Genomic DNA, 17,703 nt, shown 5'->3' with positions numbered 1-17,703 from the left:
TCATCGGTCACCGCTAAAAAGTCCACTCAGAACCATTAGCGCAGATTGTAGAACGCCGACTTGCCCGGATAGCTGGCGATATCGCCGAGGTCTTCTTCGATACGCAGCAACTGGTTGTACTTCGAGATGCGGTCCGAACGCGACAGCGAACCCGTCTTGATCTGGCCGGCGTTCAGGCCGACGGCGATGTCCGCGATCGTCGAGTCTTCCGTCTCACCCGAGCGATGCGAGATGACAGCCGTATAGCCCGCGCGCTTCGCCATTTCGATTGCGGCGAACGTTTCGGTCAGCGTGCCGATCTGGTTGATCTTGATGAGGATCGAGTTCGCGATGCCCTTCTCGATGCCTTCCTTCAGGATGCGCGTGTTGGTGACGAACAGATCGTCGCCGACGAGCTGAATCCTCTTGCCGAGCTTTTCGGTCAGCAGCTTCCAGCCTTCCCAATCGCCTTCGTGCATGCCGTCTTCAATCGACACGATCGGGAACTTGTCGGCCAGCGTCGCGAGATAGTCCGCAAATTCCGCCGACGACAGTTGCAGGCCTTCGCCCGCCAACTGGTACTTGCCGTCGTGGTAGAACTCGCTCGCCGCGCAGTCGAGCGCGAGCAGCACGTCTTCACCGGCGCGGTAGCCGGCTTTCTCGATAGCTTGCAGGATGGTCGACAGGCACTCGTCGTTGCTGCCGAAGTTCGGCGCGAAGCCGCCTTCGTCGCCCACTGCCGTGCTCATGCCGCGGTCCGACAGAATCTTCTTCAGCGCGTGGAACACTTCGGCGCCGCAGCGCAGTGCTTCGCGGAAGGTCGGCTGGCTGACCGGCACGATCATGAATTCCTGGATGTCCAGGCTGTTGTTCGCGTGCGCGCCGCCGTTGACGATGTTCATCATCGGCACCGGCAGTTGCATCGCGCCCGAGCCGCCGAAGTAGCGGTAGAGCGGCAGGCCGGCTTCTTCAGCAGCAGCCTTCGCGACGGCCATCGAAACAGCCAGCATCGCGTTCGCGCCGAGGCGCGACTTGTTGTCCGTGCCGTCGAGTTCCAGCAGCGTCTTGTCGAGGAAAGCCTGCTCGGAAGCGTCGAGGCCCATGATCGCTTCGGAGATTTCGGTGTTGATGTGCTCGACAGCCTTCAGCACACCCTTGCCGCCGTAGCGGCCGGTTTCGCCGTCGCGCAACTCGATTGCTTCGCGCGAACCGGTGGACGCGCCCGACGGCACCGCGGCGCGGCCCATCGTGCCCGACTCGAGCAGTACGTCGCATTCGACGGTGGGGTTGCCTCGCGAATCGAGAATCTCTCGACCGATGATATCTACGATAGCACTCATGGTTTCCTCAAGAAATGACGATGAATTCTTTACAGCGACACGGTGTCGATATGCAAGCCGGCACGCGGCGAACGCGTGAATCAGTTGAAATCGCTTTCGAGGAACGGCGTGCGCTTGACGGCCTGATCGAGCGTGACGAGCGTCTCGAGCAGATCGGCCATGCGATGGAGCGACACCGCGTTCGGACCATCCGACTTCGCTTCTGCCGGATTCGGGTGCGTTTCCATGAAGAGACCGGCGACGCCGACCGCCACGGCCGCACGCGCGAGCACCGGCACGAATTCGCGCTGACCGCCCGAGCTCGTGCCCTGGCCGCCCGGCAACTGCACCGAATGCGTGGCGTCGAACACGATCGGCGCGTTGGTTTCGCGCATGATCGCGAGCGACCGCATGTCCGACACGAGGTTGTTATAACCGAACGACACGCCGCGCTCGCATGCCATGAAGCGGTCTTCGGAAAGACCCGCCTCACGCGCCGCGTCGCGCGCCTTGTCGATCACGTTCTTCATGTCGTGCGGCGCGAGAAACTGGCCTTTCTTGATGTTGACCGGTTTGCCCGAACGCGCGCACGCGTGAATGAAGTCGGTTTGACGGCACAGGAAAGCCGGCGTTTGCAGCACGTCTACCACTGATGCGACCTGCTCGATCTCGTGCTCGGCGTGAACGTCCGTCAGCACCGGCAAACCGAGTTGACGCTTCACTTCCGACAGGATGCGCAAACCTTCGTCCATGCCGAGACCGCGAAACGACTTGCCGCTGCTGCGATTGGCCTTGTCGTACGACGATTTGTAGATGAACGGAATGTTCAGCTTCGCGCAGATTTCCTTCAGGCGGCCCGCGGTGTCGATCGTCATTTGCTCCGATTCGACGACACACGTGCCCGCGATCAGGAAAAACGGCTTGTCGAGCCCGATTTCGAAATCGCCCAGTTTCATGCTTTCTCCCCGACTTCGCTCGCGACGCGCGACTGCTGATGCGCGAGCGCGGCTTCGACGAACGACTTGAACAGCGGATGGCCGTCGCGCGGCGTGGACGTGAATTCCGGGTGGAACTGCACGCCGACGAACCACGGGTGCATGCTGCGCGGCAGTTCCATCATTTCCGGCAGATCTTCACTCGGGGTACGGGCGCTGATGATAAGACCACCGGCTTCGAGCTGGGGCACGAAGCGGTTATTGACTTCATAACGGTGACGATGACGCTCGTTCACGTCCTTGCCGTAGATCTCTTCGGCCATCGTGCCGGGCTTGATCGGGCAGCGTTGCGAACCGAGGCGCATCGTGCCGCCGAGGTCGGATTCTTCCGTGCGCTTTTCGACGCGGCCTTCGCGGTCGTACCACTCGGTGATCAGCGCGACCACGCGGTTCGGCGTTTCCTGATCGAACTCGGTGCTGTTCGCGTCTTTCAGCGCGACCACGTCGCGTGCGAATTCGATCACGGCCAGTTGCATGCCGAGACAGATGCCGAGATACGGCACCTTCGCTTCACGCGCATAGCGGATCGCGGCGATCTTGCCTTCGGTGCCGCGACGGCCGAAGCCGCCAGGCACGAGCACGGCGTCCAGATGCTTGAGACTTTCGACGCCCTGCGTCTCGATCTCTTCCGAATCGATGTACTCGATGTTCACGCGCGTGGACGTATGCATGGATGCATGACGCAGCGCTTCGATCAGCGACTTGTACGACTCCGTCAGATCGACATACTTGCCGACCATGCCGATCGTGACTTCGTGCTTCGGATTCTGCAGCTTCTCGACGAGTTCGGCCCACATCGACAGATCGGCGGGCTTCGGCGTGAGCTTCAACTCTTCGCAGATGATCGCGTCGAGACCCTGATCGTGCAGCATCTGCGGAATCTTGTAGATGCTGTCCGCGTCCCACACCGAAATAACGGCGTCTTCCGGCACGTTCGAGAACATGGAGATTTTCGCGCGCTCGTCGTCCGGAATGCGGCGGTCGGCGCGGCACAGCAGCACGTGCGGCGAGATACCGATTTCGCGCAGCTTCTGCACGCTGTGTTGCGTGGGCTTGGTCTTCAGTTCGCCGGCGGTGGCGACCCAGGGCACTAGCGTGAGGTGCACGAAGCACGCGCTGTTGCGGCCCATGCGCAGACTCATCTGACGCGCGGCTTCGAGGAACGGCAGCGATTCGATATCGCCCACCGTGCCGCCGACTTCGACGATCGCGACGTCCGGCTCGCCGCAGGTAGCGGAAGCTGCCCCACGCTCGATGAACGCCTGGATTTCATTCGTGATGTGCGGAATGACCTGCACCGTCTTGCCGAGATAATCGCCGCGGCGTTCCTTGCGGATCACCGATTCGTAAATCTGGCCCGTGGTGAAGTTATTGGCCTTGCGCATCTTCGTGCTGATGAAGCGCTCATAGTGGCCGAGGTCGAGGTCGGTTTCCGCTCCGTCTTCCGTCACGAACACTTCGCCGTGTTGAAACGGGCTCATCGTGCCGGGGTCGACGTTGATGTAGGGATCGAGCTTGAGAAGAGTGACTTTGAGACCGCGCGATTCGAGGATCGCGGCGAGGGAAGCGGCGGCAATACCCTTGCCGAGGGAAGATACTACGCCGCCGGTGACGAAAACATATTTGGTCATCGCTGGATGCTCGCGGGAAAAACGGATTATACCGTAAAGCAGGGTCTCAACCCCAGCAAAATGCGAGCGCCCGCGGCAAGCCGATGCGCCGCGCGAGCCACGGCGATCGACGCGCGCCGCCTCAGCCGCGCTCGCTCAGTTCGCGCAACATCCGCTGCACGGCACGCGCGGTTTCGATCGGCTTTTCCATCGGAAACAGATGACTGCCCTCGATCCATTCGATATGCCCGCCCGTCGCCCGGCGCGTCGCGCTCAAGCCGACCTGGCGAACTTCCTTCGAGCGCGTGCCGCCGATGAAACCCACCGGCACCGGCGCGCCGCGCGCGAGCCGCGCACCGAGCGTGTGCGGCAAGGTCCGGTAGATCTGATATTCGATGCGCCGATCGAACGCGAGACTGCGCGAGCCGTCGTGCGAGACCTGCGGAATGCCGAACTCGATGTAGTCGGACAGCATGCGCTCGTCCCAACGCGCGAACGCGGGCTTCGAATGAAAATGCCGCCATGCCTCGTCGCGGCTCGCCCAGTGCGTTCGGCGCGTGCGGGTCGCGGCCGCGGGCGACAGCCGCTCGTCGAGCCCGGTGAATTGCGACACGCGCAGGATGCTGCTGCGCCAGCCGGCGACCACCGGCGAATCGAGCATCACGACGCCCCTCACCCACTGCGGCTTTTTCAGCGCGGCCATGAGCGACAGATAACCGCCCAGCGAATGGCCGACGAGCCACACCGGCTGCTCATACGTGCGGCCGATGTCGTCGATCAATTGCTCGACGAGATGCGGCCAATCCTGCGTCACCGGAAAGCGCGGATCGTGTGCGATGCGTTCGATGTAGCGCACGTCGTAGTCGTCGGAGAGTTCGGCGAAAATCGTCCGGTAAGTCGAGGCCGGAAAGCCGTTCGCGTGCGAAAAATGAATGATGTTTTTCAACTGCGGTTATCTCCGTTCTGTTTTCGTTTTCGCGCGGCGGGTGAAGCGGTGCGGCATCTGGAAGGTATGCCGCAGTGTTCGCGGGTGCGCTCGTGGCGGCGCTTGTTGTCTGGCCGTCTGGCTGTCTGGCTGTCTGGCTGTCTGGCTGTCTGGCTGTCTGGCGGCACTGGCCATTTTCAGCCTCTCCTTTTGCGATGCGCCGATGTCCGCTGTCACGATCTGCGAACGTCGAGCGAACGTTGAGCGAGCATTCATCGATCCATCCAGTAGCGCCGCTGCGTGTCGCGATAACGCTCGACCGTGAGCGCGGCGTCTGGCGCATGTGGGGCCTCGCGCGCGGCGAAATACGGATCGACGAGGACGCGCACCGCGCCGTCCGAATCGCTCCTGCCCAACTCGATGTGCCGCGCCGAATAGCGCGCCAGCACGCCCGCACTGGGATGATGAAACCGGTTGCGATAGCCTACCTGAAATAGCGCGACGAGCGGGTCGATAGAATCGAGGAACGGTTCAGTGGATGAGGTCTTGCTGCCATGATGCGGGACCACGAGCACCTGAGCGCGAAGCATGTCGCGATCGCGCGAAAGCAGCACGCGTTCGGACGGGGCCTCGATGTCTGCGGTTAGGAGCGCGGCGAGGGGCGTGGCTTGGGGTTGGGGGGTTGGTCCCGCGGTCGGTGCGCCGGTCGGTGCGCTGTTCGATGCGCTGGTCGGTGCGTTAGTGGGCGCATTGGTCGGTGCGCCTGTTGGTGCGCCTGTTGGTGCGCCTGTTGGTGCGCCTGTTGGTGCGCTTGTTGGTACGCTGCTCGGTGCTGTGTTTGATGCGCTAGTCGGTGCGCTGCGCACTGAGCTATCCGTATCACCCGTGCCATCCACGCCCGCACTCTCCGCACCGCTGCGCACGGCACCACCCAATTCAGACGCAACCGCCAGTGGCAACGTGCTCACGCGCAGCACGCAGCAATGCGCGTTCGGCTTGCCTTGCAGCGGCCTTGGGTCGGGCCAGAGCATCGCGAACTCGACGCCATCCCACTGCCAGCGCTGACCCGCCGCGCACGGCCATGTGTCTGCGCCGCGTTGCCGCGCGTTCGTCCATAGCGCGTTGGCAGGCGCGAGCGCGGCGACCATCTGACGAACCTCGATGGCATCCAGCACGGCCGGCGCGCCGCCCGAATGATCGGAATCGGCATGGCTGATGATCAATGTATCGAGCGCATTCACGCCATGCGCTCGCAAATACGGCACCACTACTCGCTCGCCAGCATGCGTCGATTCGGGCCCTGGTCCGGCATCGAACAGCAGCGCGTGATGCGCGGTCTCGACCAGCACCGAGGTGCCCTGCCCCACATCAAGCGCGGTCAGCCGGAAGCTGCCGTGCGGCGGCCCGGACGGCGCGGGCACGACGAGCGGCAACCATGTCAGCGGCGCGGCCCAGCGCAACGGCCAGCCGCGCGGCGCAAGACACCAGAGCACGCCGGCCGCGGCGGCGGCGAGCGTCCATCCACTCGGCTGCGGCAGCCACCAGAGCACCCAACGCGGCCCGGACAGCCGTTGCAATCCCGCGATCATCACGTCGAGCAACGCGTGCGCGATGCGCCACGCGTAGGCATCGAGCGGCGCGGGCAACACGACGCCGGCCAGCACCGACGGCGTGACCAACACGCTCACCCACGGAATCGCGAACGCATTCGCGAGTGGCCCGATCAGCGGAATCTGGGCGAACCAGTAGACCGTCAACGGCGCGAGCGCGAGTGTGACAGCGAACTGGACATGGGCGGCGCCATGGAGCCGCTCGCCGAACGCACGAATGCGCCGTGCGGCGGCAATGCGAAAGCGGCACAAGGGCAACGAGGGCGATAAGCGCGATAAGTCCGCCAACCGGGACGCGCGCGATAGGTGGAACAACCGCGACAAGCCCAACGACCCAAACACGCTCAGTAAGCCCAACAACCGCGGCACGCGGGACAAACGCAACGACCGCCACAAGCCAGTTGGCCCCGACGACGCCGCCAACACCCCTCCCGCCCCAACGCCATCGTCGTCGATCTCATCAAAATGCTGCTCACGGTCCCACACCCGCGACCGCCCCGACGTCGCAAAAAGAATCGCCGCCACCGCGCAGAACGACAGCCAGAATCCCGCCGACACCACCGCCCACGGATCGATCAGCACCACGAGTCCGAGGGCCCACGCGAGCACGGCCGAGCGCGGCACATTGCGCCCGCTTACGTAGGCGAGCGCGACGACGCTTGCCATCCACAACGCGCGTTGCACGGGCACGTTGAAACCGGCCAGCGCCGCGTGCAGCGCGGCAAACAGCGCGCCGCCCGTCACCGCGACGATTTGCGCTGGCAGCCACAACGGCCAGTTGCGGCCGATCCATCCCGAGCGCCGCCAGAAAGCGCCCGCGAGCCAGGCGGCGATCCCCGCGGCAAAGCCGATATGCAAGCCCGAAATCGCCACGAGATGACTTGTGCCGGTGGCGCGCATCAGTTGCCAATCGGCGTCGCTGATCTCGTCCTGTGCGCCGATCGCCAGCGCGACGACGATGCCGCGATGCGGCGCGCTGCCAAGCACCGCGTCGATTCGTGCCCGCAGCGCCGCGCGCCAGCGGTCCACGGTCACGCCGACACCGCGCGCGTCTGGCCGCAACCGCACCGCCTGCGCCGCCGCGCTGACGTAGCCGGTGGCGCGCACATTGCGCGCGAGCAGCGCAGCTTCCGCGTCGCGCAGACCGAAGTTCGCATTGCCGTGCGGCCGTTTCAGACGCACGCGCAAACGCCAGCGCGCGCCGGGCTGAAGCGGCGGCGGCGCTTCGTCCGCGATCCATGCAAGTTGAATGACGCGAGGAAAGATGACCGGCGTCGGCGGCGGCGGTCCCGCTTCGTGTGAGTCCACCGACTCGACATCGAACAGAAAACGCGCGCCGTTATCGTCGCGCGCAGGCAAGCCTTTGATGCTGCCGGTCACGTCGATGTCGCGGCCTTCCCACGCGAGCGGCAAGCTTGCCGCGAGCCGCACGTCGGCACGCCACGCCGCATAGCCGAAGCCCGCGCACCAGGCCACACAACAGACCGCGCACCAACCGGCGAAAGAACGCCAACGCCGCAACGTCCAGTGTGCGACCGCGCCGTGCCCGTCCGACTGAATCTCGGCCCGCCGACGCAACCCCCAAATCGCAACAGCCGACGCCGCACAGGCCAACGACACCAACAAGCACCCGCCTCTCCAACCCGGCAACTCAGCCTGCTGCTGCAGCCAGATCACACCCAACGCAAACCCACACCACCATGCACGCATCCGCCCTCCGCCCGCCATCCACCGGACGAAACAACGAACACCCGCTCAACGCGCCGCGCAACGCACAGGCATGCCGGGACGTGTGTCTCGCCCGGCGCGAACCACTCACGAACCACTAAAAATCAATGGCTTCGATTATGCAGAGGAAAGTGCGAGCCGCGGCAGCGCGGCGAGCGCGTTAGCCGTTGTGCCTAGGGCGGTCTCGTCGACGGCCATGCCGCGCAATTGCGCGAGCCCCGCGCCGATGCCTGGAATCTGCTCGGGCGAGTTGCGCTGTTTGTAGATCCAGGAGGGTGGAATGTCGGGCGCGTCGGTCTCGACCACGAGCGCGTCAAACGGCAACTGTTCGGCGAGGCGCCGAATCTGTCGCGCGCGCTCGAACGTCAGATTGCCGCCGAAGCCGAGATGCATCCCCTGATCGATGTAGGCCTGCGCCTGCTGGAAGCTGCCGTTGAACGCATGCGCGATGCCGCGATGAATCTGATGCCGGCGCAGTCCCTTGATGACCTGGTCCTGCGATTTGCGCACATGGCAGATCACCGGCAGATCGAATTCCCGCGCGATCTCAAGCTGGCCGTTGTAGAAGAATTGCTGCCGGGCGTCGTCGAGGCCGTCGATGAAATAGTCCAGACCGATTTCGCCGATGCCGACAAAGCGCGGATCGTCGAGACTCGCCTCGATTTCCGCGCGCAGCAGTTCGAGGTCGCCGTCCTGCGCGGAGGGCGTGAAGAGCGGATGAATCCCGAGCGCGTATGCGCCGCCTTCGAAGCGATGCGCCAGTTCGCGCACGGTCGCGAAGTTCTGCCGGCCGATTGCGGGAATCACGATACGCCCGACGCCCGCGCCTCGCGCCGCCGTCGCGACGTGCTCGCGATCGGCGTCGAATTCGGAAGCGTCGAGATGGCAGTGCGTATCGATCCACATGACTTGCCTCGCTAGCTGAGCAACTGAGTGAGCAAATGAGCCGCAGAGCAACAGAACGCTTTAAACGGAACGCGGCGCTGACTGGAACTAAGCGAACCTGGCAAACCCGTCCGCCACAACCCAACTCCGCACCGCACCGCACCGCACCGCCTCCCCGTCACACCGGCACGGGCGGCTCTTCGTATAGAACGCCGTCGCGCAGCCGCATGATGCGGTCGCACCGGCCCGCGAGTTCCGGATCGTGCGTGACGATCACGAAGCTCGTTTCGAGCGTTCGCGACAGTTCCAGCATCAGGTTGAAGACGGTATCCGCGGTGCCGCCGTCGAGGTTGCCCGTCGGTTCATCGGCGAGAACGCACGCCGGTTTCGTGACCAGCGCCCGCGCGATGGCCACGCGCTGACGCTCGCCGCCCGACAGTTCGCCCGGCCGATGTTTCGCGCGATGCGCCATGCCGACGCGCTCCAGCACCGCGAGCGCCTCGCGGCGCGACGCTTCGGTTGTCATGCGGCGAATTCGCAGCGGCATCGCGACGTTGTCGAGCGCCGAAAATTCCGGCAGCAAATGATGAAACTGATACACGAAGCCGAGCGCGCGATTGCGCAGGTCGTTGCGCTCGCGCTCGGAGAGTTTCGTGAACGGCTTGCCCATCACCGAGACGTGGCCCGCGCTCGGATCGTCGAGACCGCCGAGCACATGCAGCAGCGTGCTCTTGCCCGAACCGGACGCGCCGACGATCGCGAGTTTCTCGCCGCGCCGCACGCTCAACTGCGTGTTGTTCAGCACCTGGACATTCAGACCGCCCTGCACGAACGACTTCGAAATGCCGGTCGCTTCCAGCACGTAGGGATGCGGCGTCATTTCCTGAGCGGTCATGGGTAAAGTTGCGGAACGGTCATTCATAACGCAGCGCCTCCGCGGGACGGACTTTGGCGCCGCGCCAGCTCGGGTAAAGCGTGGCCACGGCCGACATCAGGAATGCAATGATGCCGATGCGCGCGACGTCGGCGGGAATCAGCTCGGACGGCAACTCGCTGATGAAATACACCGACGGCGGCAGGAACTGCACGCCGAACGCATGCTCGATCATCGGCACGAGCCACGGAATGCTCCACGCGATCAGGCAACCGAGCGCAACGCCGGTCGCCGTGCCGATAAAGCCGATCGTGACGCCCTGCACGACAAAAATCTTCATGATCGAACGCGGCTGCGCGCCGAGCGTTCGCAAGATTGCGATGTCGGCCTGCTTGTTGGTCACCGTCATCACCAGCGACGACACCAGATTGAATGCCGCCACCGCAATGATCAGCGTGAGGATGATGAACATCATGCGTTTTTCGATCTGCACCGCCGAGAACCAGGTCTTGTTCTGCTGGGTCCAGTCGCGGATATACAGGTCGCCGGAGAGACTGCGCGCGAGTTGATGCGCGACTTCGGGCGCCCGCTGCATGTCGGCGAGGCGCAGCCGCACGCCGGTCGGCGCGGGCAGCCGGAACAGCGCCTGCGCGTCCTTGATGTTGATGAGCGCGAGCGTGCTGTCGTACTCGTAATGCCCGGACTCGAAGATGCCCACCACCGTGAACTGCTTCAGGCGCGGCAGCATGCCGGCCGGCGTGATGGTGCCTTCGGGCGCGACGAGCGTGATCTTGTCGTTGACGGCGACGCCCAGGTTGGTCGCGAGATCCGCGCCCAGCACGATGCCGAATTCGCCCGGCACGAGGTCCGTCAGCTTGCCGCCTTTCATTTCCTTGCCGATGTCCGAGACCTGCGGCTCGAGCGCCGGTTCGATGCCGCGCAGCGCGACACCGCTCACGGCGTCCTGGCGTGTGAGCAGCGCCTGCGCTTCGACATAGGGCGCGGCGCCGATCACTTCCTTGTTCTGGCGCGCTTCCTGAGCGGTGAGTTGCCAGTTGGGCATCGACCCGGTCGGCGAGAAAATTTCGACGTGCGCGAGCACCGACAGCATCCGGTCGCGCACTTCTTTCTGGAAGCCGTTCATCACGGACAGCACGACGATCAGCGCGGCCACGCCGAGCGCGATGCCCGACATCGACACCAGCGCGATAAAGGAGATAAAACCGTTGCCGGTCGTGCGTTTGCCGGCGCGCGTGTAGCGCCAGCCGATCTGCCATTCATAGGGAAATTTCAAGCGAGTCCTTTTCTGCGTTCTTCGGCCACCGTTCTTCGGCCACTCTTGCCGCCGGGGCAGCCGCTGCCGTGCGGCTGCGGTTGCTTGCGATTGCCCGCGGTTGCGCATGGTTGCGTGGCCCGAGTGTCCTGATCATTGGTGTCGCGGCAATGCGGATGGTTCCAGTCTGGTCTGGCGGCGCAACTCCGCGCCAGACTCCACCCCATATCGCCGATGCCGCCACCGTCAATCAAGCGCGAAGTTTGCCATACAATGCCGCGCCGCCGCGTAAAGGGACGGGTGACGAGCGACGGTTCGGTGAGGTCCGCGCGGTTGACCGGTTGCCGCAGTTGACGTGTCGCTGCGTGGACGCGTTGTCGGAGTTGACGCGTTCCCGCGGTGCGCCGGCTTGCGCGTTCACCGCCTTCGCCGCAAAGCGCCCTGCGGCGATCCCTCGCGAGCCCACCGCGGCGCAAATGCTCCCGCCGTCCGCCAGCCGCTTCACGCCCTCCGCGACGCCAATGCCCGCGCCCGCCATCCGCCGCGCCAATCGAAATCGCCGCACGCTTTGCCCTACAATGCGCAGCATCATGCACGCCAACCGCCTCCATCTTCTGCTTCCTTTCGCGCTGCCTGCCGCAGCCGATGCCGCCACTGCCCTCCACGACATCCGCAGCCCCGCCCTCGACCGGCTGATCGCGCGCGCGACGCTCGTGGAACGCGTGATCGGCGAGGATTTCCAGCGCACGCTGCCGCATGAACGGTGGATCGCTCGCCAGTTCGGCGCTTTATCGACCGGCGCGACGGGCGCGACCGACGCGACCAGCACGACCCGCCCCGCCGACGCCACCAATGCAAGCCCAGCCGCCGACGAAGCCCCGCTCGCCCCGTACATGCTGCGCGCCGACGGCGGCGATCCCGGCGACGCCACCTGGGCCTGCGTGCAGCCGGTGCACGTGCGCATCGCGCATGACCATCTGGTGCTGATCGATCCGGCGTCGCTCGAACTCTCGGACGAAGAAGCCAGCGCGCTACTCGCGGTGGCGCGGCCGCTCATCGAAGAACTCGGCGTGCGAATCGAGGCGCCGAATCCCACGCGCTGGTATCTGTCCGGCGACGGCTTCGGCACGCTCGCCGGCGCGTCGCCGCTGCGCGCGAGCGGCCGCAACATCGAAATCTGGTTGCCGCACGAAGCGCATTCCGGCGAGCGCTCGCGCGCGTGGATGAAGCTGCAGAACGAAGTGCAGATGGCCTGGTTCGAGCATCCCGTCAACGAGGCGCGTGAAGCGCGCGGCCTGCCCGCCGTCAACTCCATCTGGTTTCATGCGCAAGGCGCGGCGCGTCCTGTGCAAAGCCCGTTCACGCAAGTTTTCTCCGACGCCGCCGCCACGCGTGGCCTCGCGATGACGGCCGGCGCGCCGGTCGCGGCACCGCCGGCGTCGTTCGCGGCGCTGGCGTCGTCGGCGTCGTCGCCGTTGGCTAAAGACGCGGGCAGCGACAACAACGCGACGCTCGTCGAGCTCGATCCGTTCTCGGCGCCTTACATCGAACAGGACTGGGCCCGCTGGAACGCGGCCTTCGCGGCGTTGCAGGGCGACTGGATCGAACCGGCGCTCGCAGCGCTCGAGTCGGGCGCGCTCGCGCAACTCGGCCTGACGCTATGCGGCGACACTGGCTCGGTGACGCTCGGCATCACACGCGGCGATCTGCGCAAGTTCTGGCGGCGGCGCGTGCTCGCGTCGCTGTTCATCGAATGATCGACCGCACGACCTAACGTACCCACGCCCCTATCGACGCACCAACCGACGCCCCTTCACAATGACCCGAATCGTTACGCGCGCCTGTTCTCCCGTCGACGCCGAAATCCTCGTGCGCCACGGCCTGCATCCGGTGCTCGCGCGCCTCTATGCGGCGCGCGGCGTGTGCCTGCCCGACGAGCTCGAAACCGGCCTCGCGCGCCTCGTGCCGCCCGCCGCGCTGAAGGGTTGCGACGAGGCCGCCGCGCTGCTCGCCGACGCCATCCAGCAGAAGCGCCGCATGCTGGTCGTCGCCGATTACGATTGCGACGGCGCCACCGCCTGCGCAGTCGCGGTGCGCGGGCTGCGCATGTTCGGCGGCAAGATCGATTACCTCGTGCCGAACCGCTTTGAATACGGCTATGGGCTCACGCCCGAGATCGTCGCGCTGGCCGCGCAAAGCGCGTCGGGCAAGCCGGAACTGCTGATCACCGTCGATAACGGCATCGCGAGCGTGGACGGCGTGGAAGCGGCGAACGCGCTCGGCATCGACGTGCTCGTCACCGATCACCATCTGCCCGGCGACCAGTTGCCGGCCGCGCGCGCCATCGTCAATCCGAATCAGCCGGGCTGCGAGTTCCCGAGCAAGTGCATTGCGGGCGTCGGCGTGATGTTTTACGTGCTGCTCGCGTTGCGCGCGGAATTGCGCCGGCGCGGCGCGTTCGGCGACGACTTTCCCGAGCCGCGTCTGGACGGCCTGCTCGATCTGGTCGCGCTCGGCACCGTCGCCGATGTCGTGAAGCTCGACGGCAATAACCGCGTGCTCGTCGCGCAAGGTTTGCAGCGCATCCGCAAAGGCAAGATGCAGCCGGGCATCGCCGCCCTCTTTCGCGCGGCCGCGCGCGATGCGCGCAACGCGTCGGGCTTCGACCTCGGCTTCGCGCTCGGCCCGCGCCTGAACGCGGCCGGACGGCTGTCCGATATGTCGCTCGGGATCGAATGCCTGACGACCGACGACATCGGCCGCGCATGGGAACTCGCGCAGCAACTCGACACGATGAACCGCGAGCGGCGCGAGATCGAAGCCGGCATGCAGCAGCAGGCGCTCGACGACCTCTCGTCGATCGACCCCGACGGCGCGACCACCATCACGCTGTTCAATCCGGCGTGGCATCAGGGCGTGATCGGCATCGTCGCGGGACGGCTGAAGGAGAAGTTTCACCGGCCCGCGTTCACGTTCGCGCTTGCCGACGACAGCGGCCAGCTCGTCAAAGGCTCGGGGCGTTCTATCGCGGGCTTTCATCTGCGGGATGCACTCGATCTGATCTCGAAGCGCGAGCCCGGCATGATCGTCAAGTTCGGCGGCCACGCGATGGCCGCGGGCCTCACGCTCGCGACCGCCGACGTGCCGCGCTTCACGGCCGCGTTCGAAGCGGTCGGCCGCGAATGGCTGAGCGACGACGCGCTGTCGCGCACCGTCGAAACCGACGGCGAACTCGAGGACGCGTATTTCACGCCGCAATTCGTCGACATGCTCGACGCCGCCGTGTGGGGCCAGGGCTTTCCGGCGCCGGTGTTCTCGGGCGAATTCGACGTTGCCTCACAGGCGCTCGTGAAGGACAAGCACCTCAAGCTGCAACTGATGCGCGGCCGCCAGCGCTTCAACGCGATCTGGTTCAACCACACGGACACGCTGCCCGCGCGCACCACGGTCGCGTACCGGCTCGCGAGCGATACGTGGAACGGCGTGTCGCGCGTGCAGTTGATCGTCGAGCATGCGGTGAGCTAGCACGCTCGTCAACGAACTGCCGCGGCAGTGCACGCCCAACTCGCGCCCAACTCTCACACAGCGCGCACCGCGTCGAAAATCTCCGCAAAATCAACCGCAAACACGCGCCGGATCGCCACGAGGCCTCCGGCGCGGCACGCCGATCGGCTATAATTTCCCCTTTTTACGAAGCCACAAAGATCGACATGGAAGCGGAACGTCTCAACGCGATCGAAGCCTCTCTGGCGGACCTGCGCACGCGCGCGGCCGACCTACGGGGGTATCTTTGACTACGACGACAAATCTCGTCGTCTGATCGAAGTCAACCGGGAACTCGAAGACCCGGACGTCTGGAACGACTCGAAACACGCCCAGGCGCTCGGCCGGGAAAAGAAGCTGCTCGACGACACGGTCGGCAAACTCACCTCGCTGCACAACGACTTGCGCGACGCGCAAGACCTGTTCGAGATGGCGCGTGAAGAAGGCGACGACGAAACGCTCGTCGCCTGCGAAGCGGACGCGCAAGCGCTCGAGCAGCGCGTGGCCGACATGGAATTTCGCCGCATGTTCGCGAACCCCGCCGACCCGAACAACGCGTTCCTGGACATCCAGGCCGGCGCGGGCGGCACCGAGGCGTGCGACTGGGCCGCCATGCTGCTGCGCCAGTACCTGCGTTATTGCGAACGCAAGGGCTTCAAGACGGAAGTGCTCGAGCAGACCGACGGCGACGTCGCGGGCATCAAGAACGCCACCATCAAGATCGAAGGCGAATACGCGTACGGCTTTTTGCGCACCGAAACCGGCGTGCACCGCCTCGTGCGTAAATCGCCGTTCGATTCTTCGGGCGGGCGTCATACGTCGTTCTCGTCGGTGTTCGTATACCCGGAAGTCGACGATTCGATCGAAGTGGACATCAACCCGGCCGATCTGCGTATCGACACGTACCGCGCGTCGGGCGCGGGCGGTCAGCACATCAACAAGACCGATTCCGCGGTGCGTATCACGCACATGCCGTCGGGCATCGTCGTGCAATGCCAGAACGACCGCTCGCAGCACCGCAACCGCGCGGAAGCCATGGCCATGCTGAAATCGCGCCTGTACGAAGCGGAAATCCGCAAGCGTCAGGCCGAGCAGGACAAGCTCGAAGCCGGCAAGACCGATGTGGGCTGGGGTCATCAGATCCGCTCGTATGTGCTGGACAACAGCCGCATCAAGGATCTGCGCACCAACGTCGAAATCAGCAATACGAAGAGCGTGCTCGACGGCGATCTCGATCCGTTTATCAGCGCAAGCCTGAAGCAAGGCGTCTAAGCGACAACCGGCGCGGCACGCACAGCCGCGCCGCCTCTTTTTATTGCCTGAGGTTTTTCACCGACTGGCTGTTCGCAAGCGGCTCGACCCACGCGGACCACGAACACCAAGACCATCATGAACGAACCGATCCAACCGAACCTCGTGCCCGAGGTGGACGACAACAAGATCATCGCGGAGCGCCGCGAAAAGCTGCGCGAATTGCGCGAGCAAGGCGTCGCCTATCCGAACGATTTCCGTCCCACGCATCACGCCGAAGATCTGCAGGCGCAGTTCGAGCACACCGACAAGGAAGCACTCGAAGCGAATCCGCTCGAAGTCGCGATCGCCGGCCGCATGATGCTCAAGCGCGTGATGGGCAAGGCGAGCTTTGCGACCGTGCGCGACGGCTCGGGTCAGATCCAGTTCTTCATCACGCCGGCCGACGTCGGCCAGGAAACGTACGACGCCTTCAAGAAGTGGGACATGGGCGACATCGTCGCGGCGCGCGGCGTCCTGTTCCGCACCAACAAGGGCGAGCTGTCGGTGCGCTGTACCGAACTGCGTTTGCTGTCGAAGTCGCTGCGTCCGCTGCCCGACAAGTTTCATGGCCTGTCGGACCAGGAAATGAAGTATCGGCAACGCTATGTCGATCTGATCGTCACGCCGGAAACGCGCAAGACATTCGTCGCGCGAACCAGGGCGATTTCGTCGATCCGCAAATTCATGGCGGATGCCGGCTTCATGGAAGTCGAAACGCCGATGCTGCACCCTATTCCCGGCGGCGCGGCGGCCAAGCCGTTCACCACGCATCACAACGCGCTCGACATGCAGATGTTCCTGCGCATCGCACCCGAGCTGTATCTGAAGCGTCTCGTGGTCGGCGGCTTCGAGCGCGTGTTCGAGGTCAACCGGAATTTCCGTAACGAGGGCGTCTCCGTGCGCCACAATCCGGAATTCACGATGATCGAGTTCTACGCGGCCTACACCGACTACAAGTGGGTGATGGATTTCACCGAGCAGTTGATCCGCCAGGCCGCCATCGACGCATTGGGTACAGCCACCATCACGTACCAGGGGCGCGAGCTGGATCTGGCGAAGCCGTTCCACCGTTTGACGATCACGCAGGCCATCCAGAAATACGCGCCGCAATACACGAACGAGCAGCTCGCCGACAGCGCGTTTTTGCGCACCGAGTTGAAGAAGTTCGGCGTGGATGCGTCGCAGCCGCAGTTCCTGAACGCGGGCGTGGGTTCGCTGCAACTCGCGCTCTTCGAGGAAACCGCCGAGTCGCAGTTGTGGGAGCCGACGTACATCATCGACTATCCGCTCGAAGTGTCGCCGCTCGCGCGCGCGTCGGACAAGGTCGAGGGCATTACGGAGCGCTTCGAGCTCTTCATTACCGGCCGCGAGATCGCCAATGGCTTCTCGGAGCTGAACGATCCGGAAGACCAGGCCGCGCGCTTCAGGAAGCAGGTCGACCAGAAAGACGCCGGCGACGAAGAAGCGATGTTCTACGACGCGGACTATATCCGCGCGCTCGAATACGGCATGCCGCCGGCGGGCGGCTGCGGCATCGGCATCGACCGTCTGGTGATGATGCTGACCGACAGCCCGAGCATCCGCGACGTGATTCTGTTCCCGCATCTGCGTCGCGAGGACTGAGGACCGCGGTTTTTGCTTGCGGTTGATTTGTGGAAACGCCCGGCTG

Annotated in this window: 13 protein-coding genes; 4 read left to right on the top strand and 9 right to left on the bottom strand. The window is 64.8% G+C overall.

Translation table 11 applies throughout. From position 1 onward, the window contains the following. Nucleotides 1-35: 35 nt before the first annotated feature. From eno to BGRAMDRAFT_RS23205, 9 genes are all read right to left on the bottom strand, one after another. Nucleotides 36-1,319, bottom strand: coding sequence for a phosphopyruvate hydratase (gene eno, locus BGRAMDRAFT_RS23245; protein WP_006051290.1), 1,284 nt, complete (start codon nt 1,317-1,319; stop codon nt 36-38). An 80-nt stretch (nt 1,320-1,399) separates the two neighbouring features. After that, nucleotides 1,400-2,254, bottom strand: coding sequence for a 3-deoxy-8-phosphooctulonate synthase (gene kdsA, locus BGRAMDRAFT_RS23240; protein ID WP_006051289.1), 855 nt, complete (start codon nt 2,252-2,254; stop codon nt 1,400-1,402). After that, entirely contained in the window at nt 2,251-3,924 is a 1,674-nt protein-coding gene (locus tag BGRAMDRAFT_RS23235) for a CTP synthase (RefSeq protein WP_006051288.1), read from the bottom strand. Before BGRAMDRAFT_RS23235 ends, kdsA begins: the two co-directional genes overlap by 4 nt. A gap of 121 nt (nt 3,925-4,045) precedes the next feature. Further along, nucleotides 4,046-4,849, bottom strand: coding sequence for an alpha/beta fold hydrolase (locus BGRAMDRAFT_RS23230; RefSeq protein WP_006051287.1), 804 nt, complete (start codon nt 4,847-4,849; stop codon nt 4,046-4,048). Nucleotides 4,850-5,100: 251 nt separating this feature from the next. Then, nucleotides 5,101-8,148 (bottom strand): ComEC/Rec2 family competence protein, encoded by a 3,048-nt coding sequence (locus tag BGRAMDRAFT_RS23225; RefSeq protein WP_006051286.1) that lies wholly within the window; start codon nt 8,146-8,148, stop codon nt 5,101-5,103. 135 nt (nt 8,149-8,283) lie between these two features. Then, nucleotides 8,284-9,072: a TatD family hydrolase gene (locus tag BGRAMDRAFT_RS23220; protein ID WP_006051285.1), complete on the bottom strand. Its 789-nt coding sequence runs from the start codon at nt 9,070-9,072 to the stop codon at nt 8,284-8,286. A gap of 157 nt (nt 9,073-9,229) precedes the next feature. Next, nucleotides 9,230-9,973, bottom strand: coding sequence for a lipoprotein-releasing ABC transporter ATP-binding protein LolD (lolD, locus tag BGRAMDRAFT_RS23215; protein WP_006051284.1), 744 nt, complete (start codon nt 9,971-9,973; stop codon nt 9,230-9,232). Beyond that, the gene (locus tag BGRAMDRAFT_RS23210; RefSeq protein WP_006051283.1) at nt 9,966-11,219 is read right to left on the bottom strand and encodes a lipoprotein-releasing ABC transporter permease subunit; all 1,254 of its coding nucleotides are present in this window, start codon (nt 11,217-11,219) and stop codon (nt 9,966-9,968) included. The genes lolD and BGRAMDRAFT_RS23210 overlap by 8 nt, the downstream gene beginning before the upstream one ends. Nucleotides 11,220-11,448: 229 nt before the next feature. Further along, a complete protein-coding gene (locus tag BGRAMDRAFT_RS23205; RefSeq protein ID WP_157140648.1) occupies nt 11,449-11,790 on the bottom strand; it encodes a hypothetical protein in 342 nt (113 codons plus the stop codon). Between BGRAMDRAFT_RS23205 and BGRAMDRAFT_RS23200 the strand changes: the two genes are divergently transcribed. From BGRAMDRAFT_RS23200 to lysS, 4 genes are all read left to right on the top strand, one after another. After that, nucleotides 11,777-12,955 (top strand): hypothetical protein, encoded by a 1,179-nt coding sequence (locus BGRAMDRAFT_RS23200; RefSeq protein ID WP_006051281.1) that lies wholly within the window; start codon nt 11,777-11,779, stop codon nt 12,953-12,955. The genes BGRAMDRAFT_RS23205 and BGRAMDRAFT_RS23200 overlap by 14 nt on opposite strands. 61 nt (nt 12,956-13,016) lie before the next feature. Further along, nucleotides 13,017-14,723: a single-stranded-DNA-specific exonuclease RecJ gene (gene recJ / locus BGRAMDRAFT_RS23195; protein WP_006051280.1), complete on the top strand. Its 1,707-nt coding sequence runs from the start codon at nt 13,017-13,019 to the stop codon at nt 14,721-14,723. Nucleotides 14,724-14,908: 185 nt separating this feature from the next. Continuing rightward, a protein-coding gene (gene prfB, locus BGRAMDRAFT_RS23185) for a peptide chain release factor 2 (protein WP_107706556.1) occupies nt 14,909-16,013 on the top strand; the annotation gives its coding sequence in 2 pieces (ribosomal slippage) (nt 14,909-14,989 and nt 14,991-16,013; 1,104 coding nt in all). A gap of 117 nt (nt 16,014-16,130) precedes the next feature. Continuing rightward, nucleotides 16,131-17,657, top strand: a complete 1,527-nt coding sequence (lysS, locus tag BGRAMDRAFT_RS23180) for a lysine--tRNA ligase (RefSeq protein ID WP_006051278.1) — start codon at nt 16,131-16,133, stop codon at nt 17,655-17,657. The last annotated feature ends 46 nt before the right edge of the window (nt 17,658-17,703 follow it).

The organism is Paraburkholderia graminis C4D1M (assembly GCF_000172415.1).
Classification (GTDB): domain Bacteria; phylum Pseudomonadota; class Gammaproteobacteria; order Burkholderiales; family Burkholderiaceae; genus Paraburkholderia; species Paraburkholderia graminis.
This window is presented reverse-complemented; position numbering and strand designations above follow the sequence as displayed.